11 protein-coding genes are annotated in these 11,967 nt (G+C 49.0%); 9 read left to right on the top strand and 2 right to left on the bottom strand.

Annotation, left to right across the window (positions count from 1 at the left end; all coding sequences use genetic code 11):
- Positions 1–217 (bottom strand): hypothetical protein (locus tag VIM88_RS07280; protein WP_331862228.1); only part of this gene is annotated, 217 nt, incomplete at its 3' end.
- A gap of 131 nt (positions 218–348) precedes the next feature.
- On the opposite strand from VIM88_RS07280, the gene VIM88_RS07275 reads away from it, so the two are divergent.
- A complete protein-coding gene (locus VIM88_RS07275) occupies positions 349–1,206 on the top strand; it encodes a polyprenyl synthetase family protein (protein WP_331862227.1) in 858 nt (285 codons plus the stop codon).
- A gap of 1 nt (position 1,207) precedes the next feature.
- Complete coding sequence (tkt, locus tag VIM88_RS07270) at positions 1,208–3,196, top strand: transketolase (RefSeq protein ID WP_331862226.1); 1,989 nt, start codon at positions 1,208–1,210, stop codon at positions 3,194–3,196.
- Positions 3,197–3,393: 197 nt separating this feature from the next.
- Here tkt and VIM88_RS07265 read toward each other — a convergent pair whose 3' ends face one another.
- Entirely contained in the window at positions 3,394–4,725 is a 1,332-nt protein-coding gene (locus tag VIM88_RS07265; protein ID WP_331862225.1) for an MFS transporter, read from the bottom strand.
- Between the two features lie 160 nt (positions 4,726–4,885).
- Here VIM88_RS07265 and rdgB point away from each other — a divergent pair, with 160 nt between their 5' ends.
- The 7 genes from rdgB to VIM88_RS07230 form a co-directional block, all read left to right on the top strand.
- Entirely contained in the window at positions 4,886–5,476 is a 591-nt protein-coding gene (gene rdgB, locus VIM88_RS07260; RefSeq protein ID WP_331862229.1) for an RdgB/HAM1 family non-canonical purine NTP pyrophosphatase, read from the top strand.
- Positions 5,477–5,539: 63 nt separating this feature from the next.
- The gene (ciaB, locus tag VIM88_RS07255) at positions 5,540–7,378 is read left to right on the top strand and encodes an invasion protein CiaB (RefSeq protein WP_331862224.1); all 1,839 of its coding nucleotides are present in this window, start codon (positions 5,540–5,542) and stop codon (positions 7,376–7,378) included.
- A gap of 141 nt (positions 7,379–7,519) precedes the next feature.
- Positions 7,520–8,632 carry an alanine--glyoxylate aminotransferase family protein gene (locus VIM88_RS07250; RefSeq protein ID WP_331862223.1) on the top strand — a complete coding sequence of 371 codons (1,113 nt, stop codon included), beginning with the start codon at positions 7,520–7,522 and terminating at the stop codon, positions 8,630–8,632.
- Complete coding sequence (locus VIM88_RS07245) at positions 8,629–9,474, top strand: ATP phosphoribosyltransferase regulatory subunit (RefSeq protein ID WP_331862222.1); 846 nt, start codon at positions 8,629–8,631, stop codon at positions 9,472–9,474. Before VIM88_RS07250 ends, VIM88_RS07245 begins: the two co-directional genes overlap by 4 nt.
- 6 nt (positions 9,475–9,480) lie before the next feature.
- Positions 9,481–10,731 carry an adenylosuccinate synthase gene (locus tag VIM88_RS07240; protein ID WP_331862221.1) on the top strand — a complete coding sequence of 417 codons (1,251 nt, stop codon included), beginning with the start codon at positions 9,481–9,483 and terminating at the stop codon, positions 10,729–10,731.
- Between the two features lie 103 nt (positions 10,732–10,834).
- On the top strand, positions 10,835–11,386 hold the full coding sequence (locus tag VIM88_RS07235) for a DUF507 family protein (protein WP_331862220.1): 552 nt from the start codon (positions 10,835–10,837) through the stop codon (positions 11,384–11,386).
- The coding region (locus tag VIM88_RS07230; protein ID WP_331862219.1) for a carbamoyl-phosphate synthase domain-containing protein at positions 11,386–11,967 on the top strand (582 nt) is incomplete at its 3' end. The genes VIM88_RS07235 and VIM88_RS07230, both read left to right, overlap by 1 nt.

Genomic DNA, 11,967 nt, shown 5'->3' with positions numbered 1-11,967 from the left:
ATTTATGTTTTAAGCTCCAGTGATCCAAACCTTTATAGGCAGCGGTCAGCAAAGCGAAGATCAGCATGGTACTGCCCATGCAGTAGGGCGCCTGTTCTATGAATGGGGCTGGTGATCTGGAGATGGTAAAAATCACATATCCCCACACCAAAAAAGCGGTAAGTCCCAGCAAGCGCTTGGTCCATGTGATAAGCAAGAGTGATGTTTCTTTTTTCATATGCTTATTTTATCCAAATTTGATATAATTCCAATAATGAAACCCTGCCCCATCTTGTAAAAGGCTTTTGCCAGAAATGAGATGAATAAAGAGAGCGAGCTTCGCTTGTGCATTATTGAAGAAAGAGTATGATGGAACGCTTTGAAACGTATCTGAATGAAAACCTGCCAAAAGTACCAAGCTTTCACCCCGTCTATGAAGAAGCATTGGGGGTGATGCTGACCGCTGGCGGCAAACGCTTTCGTCCTATGCTCCTTTTAAGCATCGTTGATGCGTATGCCCCGATGCTGTACAACTCTTCCCTTCCTGTTGCTTTGGCCCTCGAAATGTTCCATACCTACTCTTTGATACATGACGACCTCCCTGCGATGGATGATGCAGACCTGCGCCGTGGACATCAGACCTTGCATAAACGTTTCGATGAAGTGACCGCCATACTTGCGGGGGATGCGCTCAATACCGAGGCGTTTTATCTGATTGCCAAAGCACCCCTTCGGGCAGATGTCAAAGTCAAGCTGATCGAGCTTCTTTCCCGTGACGGGGGAAGCCGCGGCATGGTGCTCGGGCAGGCGATAGACTGTTATTTTGAAAACAAGCCGCTGGCGCTCGAGCAGGTCAAAACGCTGCATAAGAACAAGACGGCCAAGCTTATAGCGGCCTCTTTGCAGATGGGGGCAGTGATCGTCGGACTTGAGAAAAGCGTGCAGGAGTCACTCTACGATTTCGGCATAGACCTGGGATTGCTGTTCCAGATACAGGATGACATCATCGATGAGACACAGAGCGAAGAGGAAGCGGGCAAACCCACAGGCAATGATAGTGATAAAAATAGCTTTGTCAATCTTTTGGGACTGGAGCAGACTGTCAAAGAGGCAGACACTCTGGCAAAAGATTTGCAAAGACGATTTGAAGTCTTCGACAAGAAGTTGCAAACCGCTTTACAACCCTTAATGGACAGATACTTATACAGACACAACAAAAGGAACTAACATGGCAATGACAGAGCAGAACAAGATGCGTAGGAAAATGGCGAACACTATCCGGTTTTTAGCAGCCGATACGGTCCAAAAGGCAAATTCGGGACACCCGGGTGCACCGATGGGTCTTGCAGATATCGCCGTGGTGTTGAGTGAAAAACTGAGCCATAACCCTAAAAACCCAAAGTGGCTCAACCGTGACCGTCTGGTCTTCTCAGGGGGGCATGCTTCTGCACTGATCTACTCGCTTTTGCACCTTTGGGGATACGATGTGAGTCTGGATGATCTGAAGAACTTCCGCCAGTTAGACTCCAAAACACCGGGCCACCCTGAGTATGGACATACGGAAGGGATAGAGATCACAACAGGACCTTTGGGGCAGGGTATTGCCAATGCGGTCGGTTTTGCCATGGCTGAAGCATATACTGCCAACCAAGTGAACTCTGAGACCTGCGAACTGATAGACCACAAGGTCTACTGTCTGTGCGGTGACGGCGACCTGCAGGAGGGTATCTCTTATGAGGCCTGTGCACTGGCGGGGCACTTGAAACTGAAAGACCTGGTACTGATCTATGACAACAATGAGATCACGATCGAGGGTGATACAAGTATCGCGTGGAGCGAAGATGTGGCCAAGCGTTTTGAAGCGCAGAACTGGAACGTCATCAAGATCAACGGCCACTGTTATGATGATATCGAAAAAGCCCTCGATGAGGTCAAAACAGCGACCAAGCCTACGATCATCATCGCCAATACGATCATCGGTAAGGGTGCCGGAGATTTGGAAGGGTCTCACCATACACACGGCGCACCGCTCGGTGCCGATATCATCGCGGAGTCAAAGGCCAAAGAGGGGTTTGACCCTGAAGCGTTCTTCCAGATCCCCGAAGATGTGCTGCTGAGATTCAGATGTGCCTTGGAGAAGGGTGAGCTTGCGGAGAAAGAGTGGATACACAGACAGAAAGAAGCGCCGCTGATAGAGCAGAACGAAGCGTTGGCAAGACTGCTGAACCCGGATCTTTCTGCCATTGAATTCCCTGATTTCTCCGGTGATGCTGCCATGGCGACCAGAGATTCCAACGGCAAGATACTGAATGCCATCGCAAAAGCGGTACCTTCCTTCCTCGGCGGATCGGCAGACCTTGCACCGTCGAACAAAACGGAGCTCAAGGACATGGGCGATTTCCCTAAAGGAAAGAACATCCACTTTGGTATCCGCGAGCACTCTATGGCTGCGATCACCAATGCAATGGCGCTCTATGGCACGACGATCCCGTTCAATGCAACGTTCTTTGTTTTTTCTGACTACCTCAAGCCTGCGGCACGTATCGCAGCCCTGACAGGTATCCAGAACTTCTTTGTCTGGACACACGACAGCATCGGTGTGGGGGAAGATGGTCCGACGCATGAGCCTATCGAGCATATCTCCCAGTTCAGGGCACTGCCGAACTTCTATGTATGGAGACCGGCAGATGCGACGGAAAACGTGGAAGCTTGGAAAACCGCACTGAGCATCAAAGCGCCGCACGGTTTTGTATTGAGCCGCCAGAGTTTAAAGACACTTAAACCAAAAAGAGATTTCGGTGAGGTGAGCAAGGGTGCGTACATCGTGAAAAAGCGTGAAAATGCGAACCTCACACTGATGGCTTCAGGTTCCGAGCTGATGCCTTGTCTCAAAGCGGCATGTTATTTGGCGGTGCTCGGCATCAAAGCGAACGTGGTTTCTGTGCCGTGTCTTGATCTTTTCAATGAGCAGGATGCAGCATACAAGGCAGCGGTGATCGACCCCAATACCAAAGTGCTGGCAGTAGAAGCAGCGACAGGTACAGAGTACTACCGTTATGCAGATGACGTACTCGGTATGGAAAGTTTCGGAGCTTCGGCACCGGCAGACCAGCTCTTCGAGAAGTTCGGCTTTACCCAGGAAGGCATCATGAAGCGCGCATGTAAACTGATGGACGTGGAGTACAGAGAAGTAGAGATCGGAGAGTGTAAGCTCTAAACCCTCTTTTGCTCTACACTATGTTGTTGGTCGGAGCCTTTGGTTCCGGCCGTATAGCCTCCAACTACTTCTTAAAAATATTCAGAAATCATTCCTCTTTAAATAGATAGAAATGCATTGATCCATTTACAGGATGGGCTGTGGTATAAAAGATGTTGTATCTGAGTGATCACTGAAGTTTAGAAAAGGGATGCGCCTTAGCTGAGCATCCCTCTGATCTCATCTTCATCTATCAGGTCTTTTTCATATTTGATGATGGCGATATTCTCTGTCTCGTTGACATAACTTTCCACGATGGCCTCATGATCTGTCAGTGCCTTGACACGTTCCCTGTCAAAGATGTCCAGCGGAAGGTAGACGTTGGCTCTGTTGTTCGGATTGGGCATGGTGGCCACCCAGATGAACCACATGACGGACAGGACCGCAACGACTACAGCCAATGTTTCCCTGTCATAGTGCTGCATCAGCCATCCTGCCAGGAGCCCGCCCAGGAAGATACCGGTATAGGCAAAGGTATTGGCAACCCCCAGTGCGGCACCTTTCTGGTGCACTTTGGCGAACTTGGCCACAAAGCTCTGAAGCAGCGGCTCGAACATATTGAACCCGATGAAGAAAAGCACTACGCCTACGACAAAGACCCAGGCAGAACCTGCGAATCCCATCGCCAGGAAACCAAAAAAGATCGTAGCCACGGAGATCATGAAGACCTGTTTCCCTTTGCCGTACTTTTCTCCAAAGATCGCTGCGGGGGCCATGGCAAAGAAACCAAAGATCATCGCAGGGAAATAGACCTTCCAGAGTTCGGATTTTTCCCAGCCGAAGCCGCCTTCTGTGAGCGCCTGTGTCATCACCACAGGAATGATGAAGAATGCCATCGTCATGATGGAGGAGTGAAAAAGGAAGGTGATGTACATACGCGTCAGTGATCTGTCTTTAAAGACCTCCATCATCTTAGATTCTTCTTCGGCATAGCTGTGGATGATCTTTGGAGGCTGCGGTACCGCAGTGAACAAGATACCTATCGACATCACCGACAGAATCGCAGTCAGCCAAAAGAGCTTGTCTATCCCCCAGTGACCCCCGACGATCGGCGCGATGATCATGGCTGCGGCAAAGCTCAGTGCGATCGTCCCGCCCAGTATCGCCATCGCGTGTGCACGCTGTTCCTCTTTGACAAGATCTGCCACCATGGCAGAGACCACGGAACCGATCGCCCCCGCACCCTGCAGGAAACGACCCACAAGCAGCATATAGATATTGTCGCTCACCGCAGCGATCACGGAACCGATAATAAAGATGATCAAACCAAAAAGCAGCGTTTTTTTCCGTCCTACCTTGTCGCTCATCAGCCCGAAAGGTACCTGGAAGGCTGCCTGTGTAAGCGCATAGCCCCCGACCACCAGTCCTGCCAGGAACGGCGTAGCTCCCTCCATGTCGAGTGCATAGATCGAGAGTACGGGAAGCACGATGAAAAGTCCGAAAAATCTTAGGGCAACAATGAGGCTGAGTGGGATGATCTGTTTAATCATAGTGATACCTTTAATACGATAAAATTGTTATTCATTAGCACGTAGCAGTGAGCAAAGCTTGCCTGGTACGTAGGTACTGGCTCTCCTTATCGGATGGCGCAGGTGACCGGTCATATAAATAGTATAAACAGCAAGATATTATAAAAAAGGTTAAGAGTTGATGAAAATTGTTTTGGCAACGGGAAACAAAGGCAAACTGCGTGAATTTAAACAGATGTGCGACTATGAAGTCGTGCCTTTTTCGGACCTTTTGAGTGACGTAGAGATAGTGGAAGACGGAGATACCTTCGCAGAAAATGCCCTGATAAAAGCGCGAACGATCTATCAGAAACTGGGGGAGGGGTATCTGGTCATCGCAGATGATTCCGGTATCTCCCTGCCGATCTTGAACGGTGCACCGGGCATTTATTCTGCGCGTTATGCGGGGGAAGGTGCGACGGACAAAGAGAATCTTCACAAGCTTTTAGAGACGGTGAAAGAAAAAGGTTTGCAGTCCACACCGGCCTACTATACGGCAGCCATAGCGATTGTCAGCAAATACGGGGAATATGTGGTACACGGCTGGATGCACGGAGACGTAGTAAGTGAGCTAAGAGGAGATAAGGGTTTTGGGTATGACCCCATGTTCGTGCCCAAAGGGTATCGGCAGACCCTGGGTGAATTGGATGATGAAGTGAAAAGCAGGATCTCGCATCGTGCCCAGGCACTGGCATTGGTAAAACCGATCATCCAGATGCTGCAAAGAAAATAATCATCAAAAAAACAATCCTGCACGATAGACTTACAGCGTGCAGGCAAAAAGAAAGAGAGTATTATGACACAACAACAATTTATGGAAGATCTGCAGGTGATCTATGATGAACTGCAGATCAGACAGGCAGAACTCAACGAATATTTTGAACTCCTGGATGAGAACAAGGGACATGAGAAAGCAGAAAAGATCGTAAAACTTTTTTTGACCCTGTTAAACCTTCCAAGAGAAAAAGAGGAGCAGATGGCAGCCCTGACGAGGATCGTCGGTCTGCGTGAAGATGCCTTGGAGCAGGTGATGCAGAAGAACGGATTTGATGAAAAACAGATCCGTACGAAGAAAGAGCTGGCGTACGGATTTGTGAGCCATTTCCATCTCGAGCGCCACGATGCGCTGATCCAGTGGATAGAAGAGCGGCAGCTCTTGACCCCTTTTTATCGTTCTTTGATCTTTGGTGTCAATTATGTCGGCAGGCGCATGACGCAGTGGCAGAGTCACTGGACACGTCATATCCTTCACTCTGTGAACCTGGAACTTTCCAGTATGTTCAACGGGGATGATGCGAAGGTGTTCGAAATGCTTCAGGGTGAATCTCTGCTGGATAGGGATGAGAGCGGCGAGATAGGGGACAGATGTTATTCGGTCCTTAAAAAAGAGGAGACAGGCTACAGGTCTGTGGCCTATGCGGAGGCATTCCCTGTAGAGGTGGAGAGCGTGACCACCGCACTGGGGCATGTCGTTTCACTCCTGGGAGAAGAGGAGGATGAGGTTTTTGGTCAGAAAGAGGAGTGGATCGCCTACTTCTCAGCCATCAAGGAAGCATTTGCGCATCCTGTGCCCGATGAACTGATCGGAAAATGGGCAGAGGTAGACAGAAAATGGATGGCAGTGAAAACACCATTGCAGGTAGGGCACCCTCTGGAGTACTATGAAGATCAGTACAGAAAGGCGGTCGCGCTGGAGTGGGATCTCCGTATCGTCAACCCCAAATTACAGGAGGGGTCTCCGACACGTCAGAACATCAAAGAGTTTGCCTCACTTATGGCACAGAACTTTGGGGAAGATGCCCAGAGGATCATGGCAAAAAATCTTCAACAGGTGGATGAGACGCAGCTTTATATCGGACAGCCGATACTCTATTATGCAGCGGAGTTCAACGGACTCTTCTCGGCTCAGGTCGTGCCCAATGACGAGAAGGTCTCGGCAGAACTGGGCAAGAAGATCTTTGCCTATGCGGACTTTGTGATGGAGTCCAAGAGGACCAAACCGGTGATGAAGCTCAGTGTTGAAACGATGGGGGAGGCATTTGTCAAAGCACAGAGAGAACTGATAGCCACCGATCCGCAACTCTGGCACGAGCTCTATGACATTTCAACGATCGGACACGAGTACGGGCATATCCTCTGGATCGATACGGACACGGAAACGAAGATGAATGCGACAGGGCAGTTCAAGAACATTGAGGAGTTCAAGGCGACAGCGGGCGGACTGATGGCATTCTTCCATAACGAACGCGAAGCACTGAAAGACCATGTGATCGATGATGTGGTCTCCCGTGCCGTAGGTCTGATGGCATGGCGTGAAGTGGGCGAAGTGTTGCCGTACTACTGCGAAGGGCTGATCCACCTGGATATTCTGTTCAGCTCGGGGGTCATTCGCTATGATGGGCAGATAGAGATCGACTACAGCAGCTATGATGTGATGAAAAGAACCTATCAGGAAGCCTATGGAACATTGGCAGAGCACTACCTGAAAAAAGAGGATGCTTCGGTCTATTTGAGCCGCTATGCCGTCAAGGAAAAAGGGGTATATTTGCCTGTAAAAGAGGAAATAAGAGCGTTTGTCGAGCACTACTATGCAAGATACAAAGAGATAGGCCAGCAGACGGCCGTTCTTTCTTAGCCTGCCGTAAGCCTATTGGCAGAAAGAATTTCTCTTTCTTCTGCCGGATTTTAATTGATCCTCTTCACCATTCTCTAACTTCATTTTAGATATAATCCACGTAATTATGCCGTCTTCATGATGGCGCTCATGAGGAAAGATATGCTACTATTTACACCAGGACCTACACCAGTACCGGAATCTGTCCGTTTGGCTATGGCTACACCGACACTGCACCACAGAACACCAGAGTTTGAAGCGATATTTAAAGAGGCAAGAGAGCGTCTGATGCATCTCCTTGGCATGGATGAGTGCGTCATGATCGCCTCTTCCGGAACAGGGGCCATGCAGGCTTGTATGTTGAACCTTTGCAAGACAAAAGCGTTGACAATAAACTCAGGCAAGTTCGGAGAGCGTTTCGGGAAGATCGCCGATGCCATGAACAGAGACAAGGTGGAGCTCAAGTATGAATGGAACACCCCCTGCTCGGTCGCCGATGTCGAAAACGCATTGAATGAAAATCCGGATATCGATGCCCTTTTTATTCAGGTATGTGAAAGTGCGGGCGGACTCAGACACCCAGTAGAAGCGATCGCGAAGAGGGCCAAAGAGATCAATCCTGATATCATGGTGGTAGCTGACGGTATCACTGCGGTCGGTGTGGAAAAGATAGATGTCTCAAATATCGATGCCTTGGTCACCGGAAGCCAAAAGGCACTGATGCTCCCTCCCGGACTTGCGATGATCGGTCTCTCCTCTGCAGCCGTAGAAAAAACAGGTGAAGGAAAAGATTACTATTTCAATCTTGCTACAGAGATCAAGAAGCAGCAGCAGAACACAACGGCGTGGACGGCAGCGACCACATTGATCATGGGGCTCAATGCCATCTTTGATGCGATCGAGGCAGAGGGGTTTGATGCCTTGTATGCAAATACTGCTGCAAGGGCAGCGGCTACGCAGGGAGCGCTCGAGGCTATCGGTTTTTCCATGTACCCCCAAACACCGGCACTATCCATGAGCACGGTGTATGATCAGGATGCAGAGCCTATACGCAAACTGCTCAAAACAAAATACGGGGTAAATATCGCAGGGGGGCAGGACCACCTCAAAGGAAAGATCTTCCGTATCAACCAGATGGGGCTCATCCCTGTACATGAGTCAGCCTGGGTAGTGAATGCCATAGAGTTGGCATTGGCAGATCTGGGCAGAAGAGACTTTGACGGAACCGCAAGCCGCGTGTTTAATGAGATCTATTTCAAAAGAGACAGTCAATGATATTTGAACATGAGATCCCCAGCGGAAGCAGACTCTATTTTGGAGAAAGTGCCAAGATCAAAAGGGAGATAGAAAATATCGCCAGTGACACACTCTACAGCCTCGGGTTTGAAGAGATCGTCACGCCGCTCTTCTCCTACCATCAGCATGATGCGTTCGAGGATAAAAAATCCTTGGTCAGATTGAATGACGCAGAAAACCATGAAGTGACGCTGCGCGCAGATTCTACCGCCGATGTGGTACGTATCGTGACAAAAAGGCTGGGACGCAGTACCGCATCTAAAAAGTGGTTCTACATACAGCCGACGGTCACGTTCCCTACAAAAGAAAAGTATCAGATCGGTGCAGAAGTGATAGGCGGCAGCTTTGAAAAAATCGCCGAGACCACGACAACGCTTTTAAAGCAGATAGGCTCTGAACCGGTGATGCAGATAGCTAATATCCGCATACCGCACCTTCTGAATGAAAAGTACGGGGTCTCTTTGGAGGTATTGAAATCGATGCATGTGGAGCAGATCGTCAATATCGATCTGCCCTGGATCGAGCCGCTGGTAAGGCTTCACAGAGTGAATGATCTGAATGATCTCAGCGGTTTTCCCGATGATATCAAGGCAGAGCTTGTCAGGATCAAAGAGGCCGCTGAAAAAGTACAGTATGACAATATGGTGATCTCTCCGCTTTTTTACGCAAAGATGAGATATTATGACTCTTTGACCTTCAGAATGTTCGAAGAGAACAGTCTTTTGGCCATGGGCGGCATTTATACCATCGATGGTGTAGAGGCAGCAGGATTTGCACTCAATACAGATGAGTGTGTCAGCAATAAAATGAAACGAGGATAGGGTAGTATGAGTAAAGCAGATTTGATCGTTGGTCTCCAGTGGGGAGATGAAGGTAAAGGCAAGATCGTGGATCACATGGCACAGACACATGACTATGTCTGCCGTTTTGCAGGCGGGCACAACGCCGGGCATACGATCGTGATCGGTGACAAGAAGTATGCACTGCATCTTATCCCTTCCGGCGTACTGAACCCGAAAGCGAAAAACATTGTCGGGAACGGTGTCGTGCTTTCACCGAAAGATTTCATCAAAGAGATGCAGCAGTTCGAGAACCTGGAAGGAAGGCTTTTCCTTTCAGACAAAGCACATGTCCTTCTGCCTTACCATGCACAGATCGACCAGGCCAAAGAGCGTTTGAAGGGTGACAAAGCGATCGGTACCACAGGCAAGGGTATCGGACCTGCGTATGGGGACAAGATCGCCAGGGTCGGGCACAGGCTCGGCGAGCTGCTGAACCCTGAAAAGCTTACGGCGAAGATCATGGACTTTTTTGAAATGAACCAGCCTATTTTTGATGCCATGGGTGTGGAAGCACCTAAAGAAGCAGAACTTCTGGCCGAGCTGGAGGAGTATAAAGCCGTACTGGCACCCTACATCACCGATACCACACAGATGATGTGGGACATCATGGATGCAGACAAGAAGATACTGCTGGAGGGTGCACAGGGTACGATGCTTGACATAGACCATGGTACCTATCCTTATGTCACCTCTTCGACCACGGTCAGTGCGGGAGCCTGTTCAGGCCTTGGGATCAATCCTAAAGACCTGGGCAAAGTCACAGGGATTGCAAAAGCGTACTGTACTAGAGTAGGGAACGGTCCGTTCCCAAGCGAAGACTTCGGGGCAGAAGGTGACAGGCTTCGGAAGAATGGGCATGAGTTCGGTACGACCACCGGACGTCCGAGAAGATGCGGCTGGTTCGATGCGGTGGCTATGCGTCATGCAGTACGTGTCAACGGTGTGGACCAGGTGGCATTGATGAAACTGGATGTACTGGACGGTTTTGACGAAGTGAAGGTATGCGTGGCCTATGAAGTGGACGGCAAAGAGATCGATTATGTACCCTATGAGCTCGATGATGCAAAACCTGTCTATAAAAGCTTCCCGGGTTGGGATAAAACCGAGGGTGTCAGAGAGTTCGATGCCCTGCCTGAGACGGCAAAGTCCTATATTCTGGCGCTGGAAGAGATGATAGGGACAAAGATGGGAATTATCTCCACGAGTCCGGAGCGTGAAGATACCATCATCCGGTAACGCCACTTGAGCAAAGCCCGAACGGCTGCGTTAACACCGGGTTCTCTTCAGCGGAGAGCTCGTGCGACTTGTCGCTTAAAGAAAATATGAGGAGTTGAGAGCAATGAGATTAAAACCACAACAAACAGGATATGTAGCAACAAAGATCGGTATTGATTTGGCCAATGCACCTTTTATTACTCTGCCAAAAGGTAAAGAAGCAGTGGTGGTTGCAGCAAAGAAGATCATAGATGAAAATCTTGAAAAAGAACGTGCTCTTGATGAAAAAGTAAAAAAGATCATAGAAGAGAATTATGATGAGATAGAGTTCCAGCATGCAGATGAGAGACAGCTCTTTTTCATGATCAAAAAGAAAATGGCTCCTGAATACGGCGTGATCATGAACTATGATGACAGATACAATGACCTTGCTCACCTGATCCTGGATGAACTCTATGAAAACTATCTTGCAGAGTATACGGTGAATGAGAACCAGGTGAAGAACGTGATCTTCAAATCCTTCAAAGCGTTCGCGGATGCGTATGATGAGATAGACGATATTGTGTATGCAAAGATCAAGGGTATGGAAAAAGAAGTGATCCCCGGTTCTCAGGATTACGAGTTGCTTTACGAAAGATTGTATCAAGAAGAATTATCTAAAAGAGGTATGCTTTAATGACAAGGGTCTCACTATATTTTGAAAACGGGTTACTGCTTGAAGCCAAAAGCTTCGGTGCGGAGGGTACCTCTGTCGGAGAGATCGTATTCAATACCTCTCTGACCGGATACCAGGAGATCGTGACAGATCCTTCCTATGCAGGGCAGTTCGTGACCTTTACGATGCCCGAGATCGGTAACGTAGGATGCAATGCACAGGATATGGAGAGCAAGGCGGCCCACTGCAAAGGTATCATCGTGCGTTCGTATCAGGACAGACCTTCCAACTTCAGATGCGAGGAGCCTCTCTCTGCACTGCTTAAAAAGCATAACGTGCTGGGTATCACAGAGATAGACACACGGTTTATCACGAAAGTGCTAAGAGAAGAGGGTGCCATGATGATGGTGGCTTCCACGGAGATACATGAGAAAGAGGCACTGAAAAAGGTATTGGAGTCTTCCCCTCGCATCGAAGAGATCAACTATATTGAGCAGGTGAGCACAAAAGAGAGCTATGTACATAAGGAAGCGCGCTACAATGCAGAGACATTCAGTTATGAGACACCGAAAACCACGAAAAAGATCATTGCGCTTGACTTC

Origin of the sequence: Sulfurovum sp. (assembly GCF_036568385.1) — a bacterium.
GTDB lineage: Bacteria > Campylobacterota > Campylobacteria > Campylobacterales > Sulfurovaceae > Sulfurovum.
Note: the sequence above shows the minus strand (reverse complement) of the source record. Positions and strands in the feature narration are given on the sequence as shown.

Coding starts and splice junctions, on each gene's coding strand:
- VIM88_RS07250 (WP_331862223.1), top strand. CDS start 7,520: ATGCTACTATTTACACCAGGACCTACACCAGTACCGGAATCTGTCCGT.
- VIM88_RS07275 (WP_331862227.1), top strand. CDS start 349: ATGGAACGCTTTGAAACGTATCTGAATGAAAACCTGCCAAAAGTACCA.
- VIM88_RS07265 (WP_331862225.1), bottom strand. CDS start 4,725: ATGATTAAACAGATCATCCCACTCAGCCTCATTGTTGCCCTAAGATTT.
- ciaB (WP_331862224.1), top strand. CDS start 5,540: ATGACACAACAACAATTTATGGAAGATCTGCAGGTGATCTATGATGAA.
- rdgB (WP_331862229.1), top strand. CDS start 4,886: ATGAAAATTGTTTTGGCAACGGGAAACAAAGGCAAACTGCGTGAATTT.
- tkt (WP_331862226.1), top strand. CDS start 1,208: ATGGCAATGACAGAGCAGAACAAGATGCGTAGGAAAATGGCGAACACT.
- VIM88_RS07240 (WP_331862221.1), top strand. CDS start 9,481: ATGAGTAAAGCAGATTTGATCGTTGGTCTCCAGTGGGGAGATGAAGGT.
- VIM88_RS07235 (WP_331862220.1), top strand. CDS start 10,835: ATGAGATTAAAACCACAACAAACAGGATATGTAGCAACAAAGATCGGT.
- VIM88_RS07245 (WP_331862222.1), top strand. CDS start 8,629: ATGATATTTGAACATGAGATCCCCAGCGGAAGCAGACTCTATTTTGGA.